We start from the raw sequence: 19667 nt of genomic DNA, 5'->3' as shown, positions 1-19667 counted from the left end.
AAGACAAATGGCTCTGTATGTACAGAAGTATGGTGGAACATCCGTTGGGTCTGTCGAGCGCATAGAGGCGGTCGCTGATAAGCTCAAAAAGTTCAAAGACCAAGGGCATGACTTGGTAGTTGCGGTTTCGGCCATGAGCGGCGAGACCAATCGCCTGATTTCGTTAGCGAAAGAGGTTCAAGAGACGCCGAGTCCTCGTGAAATGGACGTGCTTGTCTCAACAGGTGAGCAAGTGACCATTGCACTATTGTGTATGGCGTTGGAAAAACGAGGCATTCCTGCGCGTTCTTACACTGGTTCTCAAGTACGAATCTTGACGGATAGTGCGCATACTAAAGCACGAATTCAAGATATTGATGTCGAACGTATTCAAGGCGACTTAGCGCAAGGGCGCGTCGTCGTAGTGGCAGGTTTCCAAGGCGCGGATGCCGAGGGGAATATCACTACGTTAGGCCGTGGTGGCTCTGATACGACAGGCGTTGCGCTTGCTGCAGCGTTGAAAGCGGATGAGTGCCAGATCTACACCGATGTTGATGGTGTATACACGACCGACCCGCGTGTCGTTGAAGGTGCATGTCGTTTAGAGCGCATCACTTTTGAAGAGATGCTTGAAATGGCAAGCTTGGGGTCAAAAATTTTGCAAATTCGCTCTGTCGAGTTTGCGGGCAAATACAAAGTGCCACTGCGTGTCTTATCAAGCTTTGAAGAAGGCCCAGGAACGCTGATTACGATAGAGGAAGAAGAAACAGTGGAAAAACCAGTTATTTCCGGTATTGCATTTAACCGTGATGAAGCAAAGCTAACGGTGTTGGGTGTTCCTGATATTCCGGGTGTTGCCTCTAAAATCCTAGTACCGGTCAGTGATGCGAATATCGAAGTGGATATGATTGTGCAGAATATTGCTGCCGATCAAACGACTGACTTCACCTTCACTGTTCACAGAAATGACTATAATAAAGCTGAAGAAGTGCTTCGCGCGGTCGCGACCGAGCTAGAAGCCCGTGAAGTGATGGGCAACAATAAGATTGCTAAGGTCTCGATCGTTGGCGTTGGAATGCGATCACATGCAGGTGTAGCGAGCAAAATGTTTGACGCGCTAGCAAACGAGGGGATCAACATTCAGATGATCTCAACCTCTGAGATTAAGGTGTCAGTAGTTATCGCAGAGAAGTACCTTGAACTAGCAGTGCGTGCGTTACACTCAGCATTTGACTTGGATAAAGTTGATACTGTCAGCGAATGACGACGTTACGTAATTGGTCTATAGTAGTAGACTTGGTAACTGCTTTGTCATGAAGCGTCTGAGCCAGCGTGGATGTGCTTGCTCAGTCGTTTTGGTGGTATCAAGGGAAGATTAGGAGATCCTAGAATGTTGATTTTAACTCGCCGAGTCGGCGAAACTTTGATGGTCGGTGACGATGTCACAGTGACTGTACTTGGTGTTAAAGGTAACCAAGTGCGTATTGGTGTAAATGCCCCTAAAGATGTTTCAGTGCATCGTGAGGAGATCTACCAGCGCATTCAGCGCGAAAAAGGTGAGTCTGAGCGACAGGACTAACTTTTTGTTACTAAACTGGTTTTTTTTGAAAATAAAGCTTTCTTTTTAAAAATCAGTTTAGTATAGTACGCGCCGTTGATTGGTGAGATGGCCGAGTGGCTGAAGGCGCGCCCCTGCTAAGGGCGTATAGGGGAAACTCTATCGAGGGTTCGAATCCCTCTCTCACCGCCATTTACGCGCCCGTAGCTCAGCTGGATAGAGTACCTGGCTACGAACCAGGCGGTCAGAGGTTCGAATCCTCTCGGGCGCGCCATAAATATCAACGAGTTCTGTTATAAGTGTTGCGCCCGTAGCTCAGCTGGATAGAGTACCTGGCTACGAACCAGGCGGTCAGAGGTTCGAATCCTCTCGGGCGCGCCATCACACTTATACTTCACGCGCCCGTAGCTCAGCTGGATAGAGTACCTGGCTACGAACCAGGCGGTCAGAGGTTCGAATCCTCTCGGGCGCGCCACTCCCCCTCCTTTCTTAGATTAATTTTCAATTAAGTCCAAATCGTCATGAAATTTATCGTTAAGCTTTTCCCTGAGATTACGATCAAGAGCCGTCCTGTTCGACGCCGCTTTATTCAGCGTCTCCAAAGTAATCTTCAGATTCTTCTAAAGCGCATCCATCCTAAGGTCACGGTGAGTGGGTTCTGGGATAAGATTGAGGTCGTTGTGCCTGAGTCGGCTTCGATGCTGGAAGTTGATGCAGTGGTCGAGACGATGAAGATGACTCCGGGTATTGCTCACTTCTTAGAGGTGGCTGAGTATCCGCTCGGGTCATTCCATGATGTTTTTGAAAAAACGCTGCCAGTCTATCGCGATAGGATCGAGGGTAAGACGTTCAAAGTGCGCGTGAAGCGCACCGGTGACCATGACTTCACATCGGTTGATATGGAGCGCTATGTTGGCGGAGGGTTGCTGCAGCACGCCCAGCCATTGAGAGTTGATGTCAGAAAGCCTGAGGTCTTCGTTGATCTTGAGATAAAGAACGAAAAACTCTTTATCGTTGAAAAGCAGCATAAGGGGCTTGGTGGATATCCGCTAGGTTCTCAAGAGCCGGTACTTTCGCTGATATCAGGGGGGTTTGATTCCGTTGTTTCCTCCTATATGACGATGCGCCGTGGCGCTAAAACTCACTTCCTGTTCTTTAACTTAGGCGGAAAGGCGCATGAGGTAGGTGTTAAGCAGGTTGCGCTACAGCTTTGGCAGGGTCTTGGTGCTTCTGCGCGAGTTAAGTTCGTAACCGTGCCCTTTGAGGAAGTGGTGGGTGATATTCTCCAGAATGTGCATCACTCCCATATGGGGGTTGTGCTTAAGCGTCAGATGATGCGAGCGGCAGAGCGTGTAGCTGATGAGATGAAAATTGACGCGATTGTTACTGGTGAAAGTATTGCTCAGGTTTCGAGTCAAACGATCCCTAACCTAAATGTAATTGATCGTGCGACGGATAAGCTCGTAGTGCGCCCTTTGATTACGGTAGATAAGCCAGAAATTGTTGAACTCACTAAGCGATTAGGCTGCTTCGATATTGTTAAGATGATTCCAGAGTATTGTGGTGTCATCTCAGATCGTCCGACAACGCGAGCTAAGTTATCACGTGTGCTGGAGGAGGAGTCTCAGCTAGACGAAGAAGTTCTGGATCGTGCGATCAGTCAGTGCAAGGTGATCAAGATCGATGATATTGCTAAGAATTTAGACATTGAAAGTGATATCGAAGCGCTGAGCAAAGTCTCTGAGAATCAGGTTGTTGTCGACATTCGTGCTCCTTTGGAAGTAGAGCGTAAGCCTCTTAATATGCCAGGTTGTGACGTTCAGGTGATACCCTTCTATGAGCTTGAGAGCAAAGTTGCTACGCTTGATAACAGCAAGGAGTATCTGCTGTATTGTGATAAAGGTGTTATGAGCTCTTTGCATGCGCAAAGCTTGCAAGAAAAAGGTTATCTCAATATTAAGGTGTATCGTCCCTTAGTCTAATGTGCCAGCCCTCACTCTCCTTGGTGAGGGTTTTCTAACTCTTTGATTTAGATAGAGTATCAAATTGTCGACAATTTCTTTGTTGACGTCTATTTATTGACCTGTGTTTCCCATCTTAAGTTGCCCCGCTGGGCTATTTGCGGTTTAATTGCTATGTCGCAAAAACTGCATTTGTGGTCATATTCCCTAAATTCAGGGAAATTAGATAATAAATTGCAGAAAGCGAGCATTTTTTATTAACAACTAGGAGCTGCCGCAGATGGATAATCTGTTATCAGAGGGCCTCACACTGATGGTCTTTGGTATGGGCTTTGTTTTTGTGTTCCTAACTTTGTTGGTTGGAATTACGACTGGGATGTCGAAGTTGGTGACGAAATATACACCAGCACCCCAGCCTAAGGCTGCGAAGCCGGCACCTGCTGCCGCAGCGCAAAGTGGGAATAACGATGAGCTTGTTGCTGTTATATCAGCAGCTGTTCATAAATATCGTTCATAAGAAACGATTAGCAACTATAAATTCGTGCACTATTATCGACAGAAGGCCTTTTACCCATGTCCGATGCTAAGAAACCGCTTGGTATAACTGATGTAGTACTGCGAGATGCACATCAGTCTCTCTTCGCTACGCGTATGCGTATCGATGACATGTTACCTATCGCTGAAAAGCTGGATAAAGTCGGCTACTGGTCCCTAGAAAGTTGGGGCGGAGCGACTTTTGACTCCTGTATTCGTTTTATCGGCGAAGATCCTTGGGATCGCATTCGCGAACTAAAAGCTGCAATGCCGAAGACTCGACAGCAAATGTTGCTGCGTGGTCAAAACCTACTTGGTTACCGTCACTATGCTGATGATGTGGTAAACAAGTTTGTTGAACGAGCAGCTAAAAACGGCGTAGATGTATTCCGTATCTTTGATGCCATGAACGATCCTCGTAACCTTGAAACAGCCATTCGCGCTGTTAAAGCGACGGGTAAGCACGCTCAAGGTACGATCTCTTATACCAAGAGCGCTGTACACACCAACGACATGTGGGTTGAGTACGCTAAAACGCTTGAGGATATGGGCGCTGAGTCTATTGCTATCAAAGACATGTCTGGCATCCTAACGCCTTACGATGCATTTGATCTGGTTTCCCGTTTGAAAGCGCAAACGGATCTCGAAGTTCAACTGCATGCGCACGCAACGTCTGGTCTTTCGGACATGACTATTCTGAAGTCTGTCGAAGCGGGTATCGACCGCGTTGATACGGCAATCTCCTCAATGTCGATGACTTATGGACATACGTCTACCGAGTCAGTTGTAGCTGCATTACAAGGTACGGATCGCGAGACAGGTTTGGATCTTGAGTTGCTTGAAGAAATTGCAGCTTATTTCCGTGACGTACGTAAGAAGTACGCACAATTCGAAGGATCGTTGCGTGGAACTGACTCCCGTATCCTGATCGCTCAGGTGCCTGGAGGCATGCTGACGAACATGGAAAACCAGCTTCGTGAGCAAGGTGCTTCTGATAAGTTTGATGAAGTGCTGGCTGAGATTCCGCGTGTGCGCGAAGATTTGGGCTTGATTCCTCTGGTAACGCCAACATCTCAAATCGTTGGTACTCAGGCAGTTATCAACGTCTTGATGGGGGAGCGTTACAAAACGATCTCCAAAGAAGTGCAGGGTATTCTGAAAGGTGAATATGGCGCTGCGCCAGCGGCTTACAACGCAGAGCTGCAGGCTCGCGTTTTAGATGGTGCTGAGCCGATCACTTGCCGTCCTGCTGATTTGCTTGATTCGGAAATGGACAAGCTAGTTGATGAACTAAAAGCGGTGGCAAGTGAGAAGGGTATTACTCTGACTCAAGGTGAGAACGAAATCGACGATGTACTCACTTATGCACTATTCCCGCAAGTCGGACTCAAGTTCCTTGAGAACCGCAATAATCCTGATGCGTTCGAACCTGCCCCTACTCTAGAGGATGCTAAAGCTATGGCTGCGCCGAAAAATACTGGTCCAGAAGTCTACACAATCACTGTTAATGGTCAGAACTATGTTGTTCAAGTGGCTGAAGGTGGTGATGTTTCTTCAATCTCTGCAGCACCTGCTCCAGCAGCAGCGCCAGCAGCAGCTCCTGCTGGTTCAGGCGAGCCTGTAGCTGCGCCGTTGGCAGGTAATATTTGGAAGGTTCAGGTTTCTCAGGGGCAAGCTGTTCAAGAAGGTGACGTATTAGTCATTCTTGAAGCGATGAAAATGGAAACTGAGGTGCGTGCTGCAAAAGCAGGTACTGTTACATCCGTTGACGTCAAAGAAGGCGATGCGGTTCAGGTCGGCGATACGCTCCTGACGCTAGCTTAAGAGGTTTTTTGGATGGATAAGGTTCTAGAGCTTTGGTACGCATCAGGTATTTATAATCTGGGCGGTGGCCAGCTGGTGATGATCATCGTTGGTTTGCTGCTGTTGTACCTGGCAATTCGGAAAAACTTTGAGCCATTGCTACTCGTACCTATCGGTTTTGGTGGCATCTTGGCGAATATTCCTGAGGCGGGCTTAGCTTTCTCTGCAGTAGAGAACGCTATCCACTTTGCGAAGCCTGAGGTGATGGCAACATTAGCCAACACGCTTGGCGTATCTGGTACGGTTGATGCTCATGCACTACTTGAGGCTTACAATACTTCTAATGCGAGTACTCATGCAGCTGCAACGCTAGCGGCAAATGACTACGGCTATAGTAGCGGCATGCTTTACAACTTCTATACAGTTGCTATCGCTTCCGGTGCTGCACCACTGGTCATTTTCATGGGTGTTGGCGCAATGACCGACTTTGGTCCGCTGTTAGCCAACCCCAAAACGCTATTCCTAGGTGCGGCTGCTCAGTTTGGTATCTTTGCCACTGTGCTAGGTGCCGTTGGCCTCTCAGCGATGGGCTTGATGGATTTCTCCATCCAAGATGCGGCAGCGATTGGTATTATCGGTGGTGCTGATGGCCCAACTGCGATCTATGTTGCGAGCTTGTTGGCGCCACAGTTGCTTGGTGCGATTGCGGTAGCTGCGTACTCTTATATGGCACTGGTTCCTTTGATTCAGCCGCCTATCATGCGTGCGCTAACAACTGAATCTGAGCGCAAGATCGCAATGGTTCAGCTGCGCCATGTATCGAAAACAGAGAAGATTCTTTTCCCGATTCTACTGTTGGTACTGGTTGCTCTGTTGCTGCCGGATGCAGCTCCGCTGCTGGGTATGTTCTGTTTCGGTAACTTGATGCGTGAGTGTGGTGTGGTAGATCGCCTAAGCGATACTGCTCAGAATGCTCTGATCAATATTGTTACCATTTTCCTAGGTCTGTCAGTCGGCTCTAAGCTTTCAGCTGACAAGTTCTTGGATGTTCAGACGTTAGGTATTCTTATCCTCGGTATCGTTGCATTTGGCATTGGTACTGCGATGGGGGTATTGATGGCGAAGCTACTCAATAAGCTGGAAGGCGGTAATGCAATTAACCCGCTTATTGGCTCTGCTGGTGTTTCCGCTGTACCTATGGCCGCGCGTGTTTCTAACAAGCTTGGTTTAGAGGCGAACCCTCAGAACTTCCTGCTTATGCACGCAATGGGTCCAAACGTGGCTGGTGTTATCGGTTCTGCGGTTGCAGCGGGCGTTATGATTAAGTTTGTTGGCTAACTTGCTGGCTATAAATAAAAAGGCTGCCTCTTGGTAGCCTTTTTTGTTTCTTATTTAAGCTCAGCTTACTGTTGGTTATTAAATACTAAGTTGCTCAATAGCCGACTAGTGTCTCTAAGTGAGCTTCCACGCTAAATGCCAATGCAACAGGGTTATATCCACCCTCTAAAACCGATACGATTTTACCGCCACTATAGGTGCGCGCCACGTCCATCAGTAGCTTTGTAACCCAGCGGTAATCCTCTTCATTTAGGTTAATATCGGCCATTGGGTCTTCATGGTGTGCATCAAAACCCGCTGAAATGAAGATAATGTCCGGTTTATGGTTTTGAAGCGCTGGAAGCCAGTTACTCTCCACCATGTTACGGAAAAATTTGCTGTCGCTGTGTGCTGGCATTGGGCAGTTGACAATATTTTGTCTGCTGATGTCGGTATAGCGTTCAGGGTAGTAAGGGTGCTGAAAAGTTGAACATACCAGAACTTCTGGGCGATCCTTAAATATGTCGACAGTGCCGTTACAGTGGTGTACGTCAAAATCAACAACTGCGACGCGGTTAACCGAGGGATGCTCGAGCGCTTGCATTGCACCTATCGCCACATTATTAAAGAAGCAGAAGCCCATGGCGGCATTATGCTCAGCATGATGGCCGGGCGGACGAACAGCGCAGAAGGCGTTATCGGTTTTGCCTGCAAGTACGCGGTTGGTGGCTAAAATAGCAGACCCTGCAGCTAGGCTTGCTGCATGAAGAGAATCAGGGCATAGAGCTGTATCTTCATCAGCGTAAAAGACGCCCTCGCTGGGTAGTTTCATTTCTAGGCGCTTTTGGTGTAAGTCTGCGTGCGCTAGTGAAATTTGCTCGCGTGTGACGTGTACCGACTCCATGCACTCCATATGCTGGATAAGTCCAGTTCGTTCGAGTACTTTGCGGATTGCCAGCAGGCGAATAGGGCTTTCTGGGTGCTCTGGCCCCATATTATGAAGCCCGCAATCATCATGCGTAATAAAAGTGGTCGCCATTTCCTTCTCGCTTTATATTTTTATTCCAGTTTAAAGGAAAGGTAGTGATATGCTCGCTTAGCATAAAGTATAAGATTGCACTTTGTAGAGTGTTTTTTGATCTGCATCATGGGGCTAGATGAGGGGCAATTATAGTATGCACCTACAGCATAGAACTGTATTAAACACCGTGCGGTCACCCTCGCCGGTGTTTTTTTTTGCATGTAATTCCTTTCCGCTGCCTATACTAGCCTTTTATACTAAGAGGGAGTTTTTGCACAAGGCGGTGTCTCCTCGGTGAGCCTATTTACTATCGACTATTCAGACAAGCAGGTGCTCTTGATTGAGAGTAGTGGCAACATGCGCGCCACCATTGTTTATATGCTCCGCCAGTTGGGCGTGTCTAATATCCATGCTGTCACGATTAATGATCAGTTGATGGAGCTTATTCAGGAAGAAGCCTTTGATATTGTGCTGCTTGGGCATAACGCGAGTGACTCTTTTAGCGGTATGCAAATTCTTGAGGAGTGTCGTTTTCGGGGCTTTATGAAGGCTTCGTCCTGTTGGGTATTTATGACCAGCGACTCTTCCCAAGAGGTCATTCTTCACGCTATCGACTCTAAGCCAGATGTGTTGATCACCAAGCCGTTTTCTATGGATGAGCTAAAGGCTCGGTTAGATTTGGTCATGTACCGTAAGCTATCGCTGGTTGAAGTTGATGAGGCAGTGAGCCGCGGCCAGCTAGATCGTGCTGTTAAGCTATGTGATCGCGTTGAGCTAGCCGGCAAAAATTACGATTACGTACAGCTCGTGAAAGGGCGGTTATTGCTGGAGATGGGGCGCTTCGAAGAGGCCGAGCATTTTTTCAAGTACCGCTTCGTGCATCTCAGTGAGAAGGAGAGTGGGTTGTGCTTGGCTGAGGCCCTGATTGGCCAGGGTAAGCTACAGGAGGCTAGTGAGCATTTAGGCGAGTTGCTTAGCCACTTCCCTTTATTAATGGCGGCTCACGATCTCTACGCGAAAGTTAAAGAGTCGATGGGGGAGGTGGAGGAAGCGCGTCTTGCGCTGCGAGATGCCACGCAGAAGAGCCCATTGAGTATCCCGCGGCATATGGAGCTTGGACGTGTTTCGGTACATAGCAATTCGCTAGATGTTGCTGATCATGCCTATCGGAAATCGATCTCGCTGGGTAAACATAGTTGCTATCGCTCGCCGGAGCCGTTTCTTCGGTTGGCGAATGTGAAGCGCCTGCAGATGAAAAACTCCTCAAATGATGAAGCGATCAAACTCCATAATCAGCTCGATGAAATACTTAATCACGTTACCTACCGATACCCTGACGATCCAGCTGTTCGGCTAGAGGCAGAGCTGCTGCGAAGTGAGCTCGAGAGAGATTTAAATAACCCTGAAGAGGCTAAAAGGCATCTGCAAAAGGCGGTGGTTTACGCGAAGCAGATGGAGGTGCCTGTGGATATTGATGAGCAGCGGCGTATCGTGAAGGGAGAGCCGTTGCCGAAGTCTACGGAAGATGTGGCGGGTGTCGCGCGTGCTGCGGCGGTTAAACATGATCCAGAGATGAGCATGCGAGTTAATCGTTTGGGAGTGAAGCACTACCTTGCTGACAAAGCGGCTCAGGCGATTCGCTATTTTGGTCTGGCAATTGAGCACGACCCCAAGAATACAAAAGCCTTGTTGAATTTAGCACAGCTTTTCTTGGAGTCAGCAAAGCAAGAATCTGCGCGTCGAGATGAGCGTTTGAAAATGGTGAGTCGATACTTAAAGCTTACCGAGCGGATGCCGCTTGAACCCGCTGAGCGCAGTAAATTACTCTTTCTTAAGCAGAGTTTAGCCTTACCGTTAGAGGAGCTGCCCTCAGGTAGTTTGGGGGCGCTGCTGCGTTAGTGGCGCCTGAGTTGGTTAGACACATATCCAGCTATTAACTTTGCCTCACTGAGCTTTAGCGTCGGGAATGTCGGCATCTGGCTGTGTGGGCGTCCGTAGTAGATAAGCTGTAAGATCTGCTTTTCAGTAAGTCGGGTGTGTTTGGCTGACGGAACGCCTTTTAGAAAGTTTCCTCCGCCACTCGATTTGTGGCAGCTGGCGCAGTATTTGAGGAAGAGTTGCTCGCCGTTGCGGTCGCCTGTTTCGGGCTCAGTACATGCGGCAAGCCCCGTTATGGCGACAATAACCATAGCGGCAGAATAGTGACGTGGAGTTTTCATGCTGAGGTCTCCATAGGCATCCGATCTAGATAAGAGATACTCAGTTCCATCTGGGATATCAGTTATGTACTGAGTATAGCGGCCTTCAAAAGAGTGCGCTGGCGTATAGGTCTAAAAGGTTATCGATGGCGTCCCAGAGAGGATTCGAACCCCTGGCCTGTCCCTTAGGAGGGGACCGCTCTATCCACCTGAGCTACTGGGACGTTTTGGGTGTGAAAGCGTTATGAATCAATATTTTAAGATTTTTGTGGCGGAAGGCAAGTAGTCACGCTTTTCCGATGCGGGATTGGCTTGAGTAATCGCCTTTTCCGCCTTTTGCATCATAAAGGGTGTTTTTAGGATTCTGGCCGCGAAGTAAGCTGATCAGCTTTTCAACGTTTTGCTTGCTACGAGCTAAGACAATTTCATTGCGCTTGTTTGCACTCATTGCGCGCTCTAACGTTTGCTCGATTTGCTGCCAGTTATTACTAAACTCTTTTGCTAATAAGCTATCCGTCGCGCTCTTCTGAAGCGCTTGTATACCCTGCTTATCTATCGGAAGATTGCGCGATTCCAGTAATTGGTTGCGATCATGGTTGTTCTTATCAAAGGCTAGTAGAGCGTGCTGCTTGTCTTGATTGATGGCGTTGATAGCATCTAAATCTCGATTTTGCAGAGCTTCTAGCTCGTGGTCGAGCAGCGTTATGAGAGTGTCTAAAACGGAAATGCCCTCTAGGGTGAGGGCATTAAAATCTGATAGGGCTTGGTTATCGCTAAGCATAATTACTCAGATAGCTGAGACTCGAAACTCAGGATTTTTTCTGCAACGCGCTGGGCGTCAACATTGTAACTACCGTCTTCTATTGCTGCCTTGATGCGCGCCACTTTCTCGCTGTTAACTTCAGGCGTGTTAGACAACTTAGCATCAATGGACTTTAACGCTTTTGCTGTATCACTTAGTTGTACTGTGTCGCGAGGTGCAGACTTTGCCGGTGCAGCGTCAGTACGTGCGGCAGCTCCCCCGTTACCTTTTTGGGTGCTGACCTTATCACGAGCACTTATCGCTGTTTGCGATGCAGAGCTGTTCAGATCAATAACCATGACGTTAACCTCAAAATGTTTTCCATATATGGATTAACGGCTAGCTTACCGTAAACTTTAGAAAAAAAGTTAAAAAAAATAAATTGAGGCAAAATATTTTTGAAGTATAGCAGGCGTCTTAATTTATGCTAATAAAAAACAGTAACTTGGCCGCGTTTTTTAATGTAGGCCTTGATAACCTTTTGCGAGCGGTTGTTAACCACACGGATTTGATCCCCAGCTAAACCTGCATCCAGCGCTGTGCCTTGAGTGCGAATGCTCATGCCATTTTTCTGTGCAATGATGATGACACTATCGCCTTTGTTGACTAAGTTGGGCAGTTTGATATGGCTACTGTTGATCACTCTTTGCGAGGTAATTGTTCTTCTGACCTGTGCACCGATAAGTGTATCGGGCGTGAAAAAGTACCCGGGCTTAAGCGTAGTCAAATCATGGCGTTGGAATGCTAGATCAACTGCTTGGATGAGCTTTCCTTTGGGGAGTGTGTTGCGTGCAGTGGCAACTGAGCTAAAAGCTTCTACCTTGCCGGTGACATGCGCTACCCAGCGTTGGGGGGTGCTGCATTGCACTCTCACCGTTAAACGGCCTCCTCGTGGAAGCTTTGCTGGCGGTCTTGTCGATAAATCGCGGCATTTTTTTTCTTTAAGCTGATCATTTATCGAGTTTAATACTATATTAATAGCTGCATGCGGATATCTGCTGGCAAAGTGTTGATAGATTTGAGATTTAATTTGCTCTTCGATTGGCGCTGCGAAGGCAGGCACCGCACACGTAAAAAAGCTAAATAGAAGTGAAGTTATGCCGACAAAGCGCATAGCTTTAAAAGAACTCACGGTATCACCTGTATGAGCAGGGTAAGAGGATAGCGTTGAGCCACTCAATAAGTGACATTGGACTTGGTGCTGATCATGTCAGGTATTCTAGATACTGTAAACCTACGCACACAGATGGTAGGTCAAAACCGTTTAGAGCTGTTGTTGTTTAATCTTGAAACAGATCAAACCTACGGCATCAATGTATTTAAAGTCCGCGAGGTGCTGCAATGTCCCGAGTTGACAGAAGTGCCGCGCCAAACAACTGCCATTAAAGGAATGGCCCACATTCGGGGCGAGACAATCCCCGTGCTGGACCTCTCTGAAGCTATTGGCCGAAACGCGATACCAAAAGAGCAGCAACAAGTCTGTTTTCTTATCGTTGCCGAGTACAACAAGCGAACGCTTGCGTTCTTGGTGCGCAAAGTCGATCGAATTCTTAATACCCACTGGGATCAGATTATGGCGCCGCCTGCTGAGATCGGTGTTGAAAACTACCTGACTGCCGTTTTTGAGCACGAAGGTAAGTTGATTGAAATTCTCGATGTAGAGCAAATTTTGGCCGACCTTTACCCAATGGCAACCAAAGTAAGCGATGATGTAGCGACGTCTGAAGTGCGTAGCAAAGCACGAGAGCATCACGTACTTTGTGTTGATGACTCTAGTGTGGCGCGCAACCAGATGCAGCGCAGTTTGGAAGACCTTGGTTGTAAGGTAACAACGTGTAATAACGGTCGAATTGCTTGGGATCTGTTAGTACAGCTTGCGGAAAAAGGTAACGATGTCACCGAGCTGTTCTTGATGGTGATCTCCGATATCGAGATGCCAGAAATGGACGGTTACACCTTAGCTGCGATGATTCGTGAAGACCCTCGTATGGAGCGTATGCATATTGTGCTGCACTCTTCGTTGAGTGGTGGCTTCAACGTATCTATGGTTAAAAAAGTCGGTGCGGACGGGTTCTTAGCCAAGTTCAACCCTGATGACCTAGCGGGAGTTGTCATCGAGCGTATCAAAAAAGTCGAAGGTCGATAACTTGGGAGACTCTATGACGGATGGCTTAAAACAGTTTCGCATTACCCCTGAAGAATTCCGTGTCTTTAGTGAGTTTTTAGAGCGTAGCTGCGGAATTGTTCTGGCTGAGCACAAGCAATACTTAGTGCAAAGCCGCCTAAGCAAGATCATGAGCGAAAATACCTTTAGCGATCTGAAGGCGCTTGTCAGCGCGCTTCAGCGTCCAGGGGCTAACCAATTAAAAGAGAAAGTCATTGATGCGATGACAACGAACGAAACGCTTTGGTTTCGGGACATTCATCCTTATGACATTCTCAAAAATCGTTTACTGCCGGAACTACACACAGAGCAGAAAAAGAAGAAGATTCGTATCTGGTCTGCGGCCTGTTCTACCGGACAAGAGCCATACTCGCTGAGTATGGTGATTGACGAGTTTAAGAAAGCTAACCTTGGCGCGTTTGGATTGGGCGAGGAAATCATCGCAACCGATATCTCCACCAGTGCGTTACAGCAAGCACGATCTGGACGCTACGAAATGTTGGCGCTTGGGCGGGGGTTGGATAAAGACCGTTTGATGAAGCATTTTGCCGAGAACGCCGACGGGTCTTGGACGATCAGCCCAGCCCTCAAATCCCGAGTACGCTTTCAAAGTATTAACTTGCTTGGACAATATTCGGCGATGGGGCAGTTTGACATCATCTTTTGCCGAAACGTACTGATCTATTTTTCCGCTGACGTCAAAACTGAGATCTTGCGTAAGATGCGCCGCCAGCTCAATATGGGAGGCTACTTGATTTTAGGGGCATCAGAGTCGCTGCCCGGTCTATCTGATTGCTACAAAATGATTCATTGCCGACCCGGCATAATCTATCAGGCTATCTAGCCATACCGAGACAACAGCGGCAAAGAAGCGGCAATGGTATGCCGCTTTTTTATTGTCTAGTGTAACTCCCTTGCCTTTAGTCGCTCTGTAGCCCCCTTAAATCGGTACCATACCTTTTTGTTTCTCTATGGCACGTCTTTTGCTTGAAGTAGAGCAGATTGATAGAGGTGTGTTATGGCAATTTCATTTGATAAAGCATTAGGGATTCATCAGCAAGCGGTTGCTGTGCGTGAGAAGCGTGCAGAAGTGCTTGCTAATAATATCGCGAATGCTGATACACCAAACTACAAAGCGCGTGATATGGATTTTAAAGAGATCCTTGCAGGCACTCAGCCGCTTACTCAAACACCGCTAAAAATGTCCATGACTCACGATTCGCACTATGCAGACGTTATCAACCCAGATTTTGCGGCTGACTTAATGTACCGCACTCCTATGCAGCCATCGGTAGACGACAATACTGTGGAAGTGCAGGAAGAGATGGCGCGATACACCGAGAACGCACTGGACTATCAAGCGTCTTTTGATTTTTTGAACCGCAAATTTAAAGGCTTATCAAAAGCCTTGAAGGGTGAGTAAACATGTCTTTAACGAATGTCTTTCAAATAGCCGGTTCAGCGATGAGTGCGCAAACTGTACGTTTGAACACGACCGCAAGTAACTTAGCTAACGCTGAAAGTGTCAGCTCCAGCGTTGATGAGACATATCGCGCGCGCAAACCGGTGTTTGAGCTGAAAGCACCCACACTAGAACAGATGACGGATGTCGACGCAGGCTTGCTGCCCGGTCAGGGCGTGCAGGTGGCAGGCATCGTTGAGAGTGATGCGCCGTTACGTAAAGAGTACAACCCGAACCACCCATTGGCTGACGAGGGTGGCTATGTGCATTACCCAAACGTCAATGTGGTTGAAGAGATGGCGGATATGATCACTGCATCTCGTTCGTTCCAGATCAATGCTGAGGTAATGAACTCCGCTAAACAGATGGTCCAGCGTGCCCTTACGCTGGGTCAGTAATTAGGGTGTTGAGGTAGTCCTATGGCTGATGTTAACAACGTTAGCGGCTCGCCGTCGGTTTATGAGCAGATAAACCAAGCTAACCAAAATGCGAGTACGCAAAAAACGCAGTCGGAGAGCGATAGCGATATGTTTATGAAGCTGATGATCGCTCAGCTTCAAAATCAGGATCCGACGAGCCCGGCAGATACCAATGATTTCATGCAGCAGATTTCGAGCATGAGTCAGGTTGAAAGTATCAACAAGCTAACGCAAAGCGTCGAGAGTATGAGCGCTCAATTGATGACAAGCCAAGCAGCGCTGCAGGCTTCATCGATGGTGGGGCAAAAGGCGTATATCAACACGCAAGTGGCGTCTATCGGCGAGAGCGATGAGATTCGCGGAGTCGGCTCAATCGAGAAAACGGTAGATGATATGCGCGTTAGTATCACGGATCTGAGTGGCAATGTGGTCGATAGCTGGTCAATGGGCTCTCGTCGAGCGGGGGATCATGAGTTCGTTTGGAAGGCGAGCGAAGATCTACCCAAAGGCAGCTACCGCGTGGTGATCGAAGCGGCAGAAGAGGCCGGTGGAAATTATGAGCCGGTCGATACTTTTATTGCACATACAGTGAATAGCGTGACCCTTGGCCAGAATGGTGTGGGTATGCGCGTAAACACCGATGCGGGCTCAGCCAGTATCAATGACATCAAGCAGATAGGATAAGAAGAGGATCATAATATGGCAGGGTTTAATACTGCAGTGACTGGGTTGAAAGCATCTTCCACCATGCTTGATGTAACGGGTAACAACATTGCCAACTCCAGTACTATTGGTTACAAAACATCGCGTACTGAGTTTGGCGATATCTATACAGCATCAGTGGTTGGTGCGGGTAGTAGTAACACGCCGGGTTCAGGTGTAACGGTATCTGATATCGCGCAGGACTTCAGTGCTGGTACGTTAGAATTCACGAATAACAACCTCGACTTGGCGATCAACGGTTCCGGCTTTTTCCAACTGAATGATGGTCAAGGCGGTACGACGTACACACGCGCAGGTGCGTTTGAGCTGAACAAAGATGGTTTTATCGTTTCCAAGAACGGTAAGTTCCTGCAAGGTTACGGTTTGGACGACAGAGGTAACCGTCTGCCGATTGGTAACTTAGCGGTAACTGAGAAGGAATTTCCACCGAAAACCACAGAAACAATGGATCTTTCTTTCAACATTGACTCGCGTGAAGATGCCAATACGCTGCTGCCGAACTACGACAAAGATAAAGCGGGCTCTTTTACCTACAGTACCACAGTGCGTACGTTCGACAGCCTCGGTAATGAGCACACTATTAAGTACAACTTTGCTGAGCAGCGCCCAGAGAACGAGTACAGCAATTACCAAACGACACCGGGTGATCGAGTGTATATCTCCGGCATCGGTACTGCTGCAGATACAGACGGGATGCTCTTGCCGCTTTATGATGAGTCAGCAAACGGTGACTTCGTTCTGAAAACGGCAACGGCTAAAGCTGTGGATAATGGCCAAGACTTGAAAGTGTTTGAGCTGGGTGGGCAAACACTCGCTGATCTTCAAGAAGCTGATCCACGCATCAAATCTGTTGAGTATCGCGTGGATGATGCGGGTAACGGTACATTACGTATTTTGAAGCTATCTGACTCGCGCGAATTTGGCGATCTGCTTGTGACGGATAACTCGGCGCCTGACCGTGTCGCGTTGACGCCAACCACAACCGATGCGTCGGGTTTTGTTTCGAGCAATGAGAAACACTTCTTCGAGTTCCAAACGGGCACATTTGCGGCCAATGAGCAGCTCGACCTTGAAGTAGCCGGTGTTGAGATCGCGATCTCAACAGGTGACAACGGTATGACATCCGAGCAGGTTGCCTTGGCTATTCGTGATCGTGAGTCCGATATCCTTGAGGCAAATCCGGATATCTTATCCGTAAGCTGGGATCCTGATCAGGGTGCGAACGGTTCGTTACGTATTGAGTTTAAACCGGATGTAAACCCTGCCAACCTTGGCGCGCGTTCGGCCCAGGTGATCGATGATGCCGCATTGATCGGTAGTGCTAACCAAGTCTTTATCGGCTCTGAGGTGGCAACGGGTAAGGTTGATGCCAACTACGAGATCGATGGTGACAATTCCTACAACGGCGTTTATCTAATGTATGCCTATCTCAATGGCGAGGAAGCACTCGATATCGGTAAGTTGAATGATGCGGGTACGGGTACAGATACAGAACCGGGTCCGATTCTGGTTAAGTTCAATCCTGAAAATGGTTTGCTAACCGAGATTAACGGTGAAGAGATCCGTACAGGAGCAACGATACCTGAGATCATTATTAAAGGCGCAGACCCTGCCAACAAAAACAACAATATTGCGTTGAATATTGGCGGCTCAACTCAGTTTGCATCAGAGTCGATTATCAAAGCATCGGATCAAGATGGTTATGCTAAGGGCGACCTAATTGGTGTTTCATTCGGTTCCACAGGTGAGATGATTGCATCGTTTAGTAATGGTGAGCAGCTCAATATCGGTATTGTGGCCGTGGCTACCTTCGAGAACCAATCAGGTTTACAGCCCAGTGGTGACACTGAGTGGACGGCAACATTGGATTCGGGGTCTGCGATCCTTAACCCTCCGGGTGCTGGCTTGAACGGATTGTTACGTTCGGCATCGCTGGAGCAGTCTAACGTGGATCTATCTGCGGAGCTGGTAAAACTGATCGAAGCGCAGCGTAACTTCCAGGCGAACTCTAAGACACTGGAAACGTTGAACACCGTAACGCAGTCGATTCTGCAGATCTAAACGTTTTTTCCTCTCTTTAAGGGCTGCTTCAGCAGCCCTTTTCTTTTTGGCATATCAATTGCTTGTCTCTACTTAAAGTAGCCCAAACCGGCGCAATAAGAAGAGAGAGTTTCTATGGATAAAGTTGTTTACCTTGCTATGAGCGGCGCGCGCGAAAATATGCGCGGACAGCAGGCTCATGCCAACAACTTAGCCAACGCCAACACCACCGGCTTTAAGCACGATTTGTCCCAAGCCCGCGCTATGCAAGTGTTTGGCGAGGGGATGCCGAGCCGGGTTTATGCCATGAGTGAGCGTCCAGCAACAGATATTAGCGATGGTCAGCTCATCGAAACCGGCCGTGATCTGGATATCGCTATCCTTGGAGATGGCTGGATTGCTGTTATCGGCCCAGACGGCAACGAGGCCTACACGCGCTCAGGCGAACTGCAGATCAATGCCGCTAACCAGCTAATAACTGGCAGCGGTTTGCCGGTCATGGGCAACGGCGGCACGCCTATTGTTATTCCGCCTGCCGAGAAGATCGATATTGGCGTGGATGGTTGGATTAGTATTCGACCGCTGGGCGAAACTGCCGCCGAGGTTGCGGTGGTTGATCAGATCAAGCTAGTCAATCTGGGCGACCAGAGTATCTTCAAAGGAACCGATGGCCTTATGCATATCGACGGTAACGCCGAGATAGGGCCGGATCTCAACCAGCGCTTAAAATCTGGCTTTTTGGAAGGTAGTAACGTCAATGCAGTCCATGAGCTGACGAGCATGATCAGCTTGTCGCGCCAATTTGAAGTTAATTTGAAAATGATGAAAGCGGCTGAAGAGAATTCTGAAGCGGCTACAAAAATTCTACAGCTAAGCTAAGTGTCAGGAGATTAATACGATGCACGGTGCACTCTTTGTTGCGAAAACAGGTCTATCTGCTCAAGACACCTCGCTTAAAGTTATTTCCAACAACCTTGCTAATGCGAGCACCACGGGCTTCAAGAAAGACCGTGCGGTTTTTGAAGATCTGCTCTATCAAATCCAGCGCCAGCCGGGCGCTGAGAGCGCGGCTGAAACCCAACTGCCATCTGGTTTGCAATTGGGCACAGGTGTGCGGGTTGTGGGCACGCAGAAGATGTTTCAAGAGGGAAACATTGAAGTCACAGAGCAGCCGTTTGATATCGCCATCAATGGCCGCGGTTTCTTTCAAGTTACGCTACCCAACGGTGATCTAGGTTACACCCGTAACGGTCAGTTTCAGATCAACCAGAATAACGAGCTGGTGACCAGCGAGGGTTACTTGGTGGAGCCTGCGATTGTCTTACCCGCCGAGGTGCAAACCTTTACAGTGGGGGTTGACGGCATAGTGACGGCGGTCGTGGCTGGCGATCCCAACCCGGTACAGCTGGGCCAGTTGCAGTTGGCTGATTTCGTTAATCCAGCGGGTCTGCAGGCGCTGGGTCAAAACCTGTTTAGTGAAACTGTAGCCAGTGGTGCGCCTCAGTTGTCTAACCCAGGTGATGCAGGTGTCGGCACTACCAATCAGGGGATGTTAGAGGCGTCTAACGTCAATGCGGTTGAGGAGTTGGTCAATATGATCACTACCCAGCGCGCCTATGAAATGAACTCCAAAGTGATCTCGACCGCAGACGAAATGCTGTCGTTTGTGACCCAACAACTTTAATA

The 19667-nt window shown here is 48.4% G+C and carries 20 protein-coding genes and 5 tRNA genes; 19 read left to right on the top strand and 6 right to left on the bottom strand.

What is annotated here, in order from left to right:
• The first annotated feature begins 7 nt into the window (after positions 1 to 7).
• The 10 genes from E4L36_RS08770 (at position 8) to E4L36_RS08725 (ending at position 7173) form a co-directional block, all read left to right on the top strand.
• Positions 8 to 1243, top strand: coding sequence for an aspartate kinase (locus tag E4L36_RS08770; protein WP_136680287.1), 1236 nt, complete (start codon positions 8 to 10; stop codon positions 1241 to 1243).
• Positions 1244 to 1369: 126 nt separating this feature from the next.
• Positions 1370 to 1558 carry a carbon storage regulator CsrA gene (gene csrA / locus E4L36_RS08765; protein ID WP_127694420.1) on the top strand — a complete coding sequence of 63 codons (189 nt, stop codon included), beginning with the start codon at positions 1370 to 1372 and terminating at the stop codon, positions 1556 to 1558.
• Positions 1559 to 1639: 81 nt separating this feature from the next.
• A tRNA-Ser gene (locus E4L36_RS08760) sits at positions 1640 to 1729 on the top strand.
• 5 nt (positions 1730 to 1734) lie between these two features.
• Positions 1735 to 1811: transfer RNA gene (locus tag E4L36_RS08755), tRNA-Arg, on the top strand.
• Between the two features lie 30 nt (positions 1812 to 1841).
• Positions 1842 to 1918: transfer RNA gene (locus tag E4L36_RS08750), tRNA-Arg, on the top strand.
• 17 nt (positions 1919 to 1935) lie between these two features.
• Positions 1936 to 2012, top strand: a tRNA-Arg gene (locus E4L36_RS08745).
• Positions 2013 to 2058: 46 nt separating this feature from the next.
• Positions 2059 to 3519: a tRNA uracil 4-sulfurtransferase ThiI gene (gene thiI / locus E4L36_RS08740; protein WP_136680286.1), complete on the top strand. Its 1461-nt coding sequence runs from the start codon at positions 2059 to 2061 to the stop codon at positions 3517 to 3519.
• Between the two features lie 259 nt (positions 3520 to 3778).
• Complete coding sequence (locus tag E4L36_RS08735; RefSeq protein WP_136680285.1) at positions 3779 to 4015, top strand: OadG family transporter subunit; 237 nt, start codon at positions 3779 to 3781, stop codon at positions 4013 to 4015.
• Between the two features lie 56 nt (positions 4016 to 4071).
• Positions 4072 to 5856 (top strand): sodium-extruding oxaloacetate decarboxylase subunit alpha, encoded by a 1785-nt coding sequence (oadA, locus tag E4L36_RS08730; RefSeq protein WP_127694423.1) that lies wholly within the window; start codon positions 4072 to 4074, stop codon positions 5854 to 5856.
• A gap of 12 nt (positions 5857 to 5868) precedes the next feature.
• Positions 5869 to 7173 carry a sodium ion-translocating decarboxylase subunit beta gene (locus E4L36_RS08725; protein ID WP_136680284.1) on the top strand — a complete coding sequence of 435 codons (1305 nt, stop codon included), beginning with the start codon at positions 5869 to 5871 and terminating at the stop codon, positions 7171 to 7173.
• A 94-nt stretch (positions 7174 to 7267) separates the two neighbouring features.
• Here E4L36_RS08725 and E4L36_RS08720 read toward each other — a convergent pair whose 3' ends face one another.
• Positions 7268 to 8191 carry a histone deacetylase family protein gene (locus E4L36_RS08720; RefSeq protein ID WP_136680283.1) on the bottom strand — a complete coding sequence of 308 codons (924 nt, stop codon included), beginning with the start codon at positions 8189 to 8191 and terminating at the stop codon, positions 7268 to 7270.
• Between the two features lie 276 nt (positions 8192 to 8467).
• Between E4L36_RS08720 and E4L36_RS08715 the strand changes: the two genes are divergently transcribed.
• On the top strand, positions 8468 to 10072 hold the full coding sequence (locus tag E4L36_RS08715) for a response regulator (RefSeq protein WP_240770696.1): 1605 nt from the start codon (positions 8468 to 8470) through the stop codon (positions 10070 to 10072).
• Here the strand turns inward: E4L36_RS08715 and E4L36_RS08710 are convergent.
• The 5 genes from E4L36_RS08710 to flgA all read right to left on the bottom strand — a co-directional run bounded on the left by E4L36_RS08710 (position 10069) and on the right by flgA (position 12305).
• Entirely contained in the window at positions 10069 to 10392 is a 324-nt protein-coding gene (locus E4L36_RS08710) for a cytochrome c (protein ID WP_136680282.1), read from the bottom strand. The genes E4L36_RS08715 and E4L36_RS08710 overlap by 4 nt on opposite strands.
• 126 nt (positions 10393 to 10518) lie before the next feature.
• Positions 10519 to 10595, bottom strand: a tRNA-Arg gene (locus E4L36_RS08705).
• 62 nt (positions 10596 to 10657) lie between these two features.
• Positions 10658 to 11152, bottom strand: coding sequence for a flagellar protein FlgN (locus E4L36_RS08700; protein ID WP_136680281.1), 495 nt, complete (start codon positions 11150 to 11152; stop codon positions 10658 to 10660).
• Between the two features lie 2 nt (positions 11153 to 11154).
• The gene (gene flgM / locus E4L36_RS08695) at positions 11155 to 11472 is read right to left on the bottom strand and encodes a flagellar biosynthesis anti-sigma factor FlgM (RefSeq protein ID WP_127694431.1); all 318 of its coding nucleotides are present in this window, start codon (positions 11470 to 11472) and stop codon (positions 11155 to 11157) included.
• 128 nt (positions 11473 to 11600) lie between these two features.
• The gene (gene flgA / locus E4L36_RS08690; RefSeq protein ID WP_136680280.1) at positions 11601 to 12305 is read right to left on the bottom strand and encodes a flagellar basal body P-ring formation chaperone FlgA; all 705 of its coding nucleotides are present in this window, start codon (positions 12303 to 12305) and stop codon (positions 11601 to 11603) included.
• 75 nt (positions 12306 to 12380) lie between these two features.
• Here flgA and E4L36_RS08685 point away from each other — a divergent pair, with 75 nt between their 5' ends.
• From E4L36_RS08685 to flgG, 8 genes are all read left to right on the top strand, one after another.
• Positions 12381 to 13319 (top strand): chemotaxis protein CheV, encoded by a 939-nt coding sequence (locus tag E4L36_RS08685; protein WP_136680279.1) that lies wholly within the window; start codon positions 12381 to 12383, stop codon positions 13317 to 13319.
• 13 nt (positions 13320 to 13332) lie between these two features.
• Positions 13333 to 14181: a protein-glutamate O-methyltransferase CheR gene (locus tag E4L36_RS08680; RefSeq protein ID WP_136680278.1), complete on the top strand. Its 849-nt coding sequence runs from the start codon at positions 13333 to 13335 to the stop codon at positions 14179 to 14181.
• A 174-nt stretch (positions 14182 to 14355) separates the two neighbouring features.
• A complete protein-coding gene (flgB, locus tag E4L36_RS08675) occupies positions 14356 to 14760 on the top strand; it encodes a flagellar basal body rod protein FlgB (RefSeq protein WP_127694435.1) in 405 nt (134 codons plus the stop codon).
• Between the two features lie 2 nt (positions 14761 to 14762).
• Complete coding sequence (flgC, locus tag E4L36_RS08670; RefSeq protein ID WP_127694436.1) at positions 14763 to 15197, top strand: flagellar basal body rod protein FlgC; 435 nt, start codon at positions 14763 to 14765, stop codon at positions 15195 to 15197.
• A 21-nt stretch (positions 15198 to 15218) separates the two neighbouring features.
• Positions 15219 to 15902, top strand: a complete 684-nt coding sequence (locus E4L36_RS08665) for a flagellar hook capping FlgD N-terminal domain-containing protein (protein WP_136680277.1) — start codon at positions 15219 to 15221, stop codon at positions 15900 to 15902.
• Between the two features lie 15 nt (positions 15903 to 15917).
• On the top strand, positions 15918 to 18002 hold the full coding sequence (locus E4L36_RS08660; RefSeq protein ID WP_136680276.1) for a flagellar hook-basal body complex protein: 2085 nt from the start codon (positions 15918 to 15920) through the stop codon (positions 18000 to 18002).
• A gap of 114 nt (positions 18003 to 18116) precedes the next feature.
• Positions 18117 to 18860, top strand: a complete 744-nt coding sequence (gene flgF, locus E4L36_RS08655) for a flagellar basal-body rod protein FlgF (RefSeq protein ID WP_127694439.1) — start codon at positions 18117 to 18119, stop codon at positions 18858 to 18860.
• 19 nt (positions 18861 to 18879) lie between these two features.
• Positions 18880 to 19665 carry a flagellar basal-body rod protein FlgG gene (gene flgG, locus E4L36_RS08650; protein WP_127694440.1) on the top strand — a complete coding sequence of 262 codons (786 nt, stop codon included), beginning with the start codon at positions 18880 to 18882 and terminating at the stop codon, positions 19663 to 19665.
• Positions 19666 to 19667 lie beyond the last annotated feature (2 nt).

The sequence above is a fragment of the Neptunomonas sp. XY-337 genome (genome assembly GCF_004959845.1).
GTDB classification, from domain to species: Bacteria; Pseudomonadota; Gammaproteobacteria; order Pseudomonadales; family Balneatricaceae; genus Neptunomonas; species Neptunomonas marina.
The sequence above is the reverse complement of the archived record's forward strand: the minus strand, read 5'-3'. Positions and strand labels throughout refer to the sequence as shown.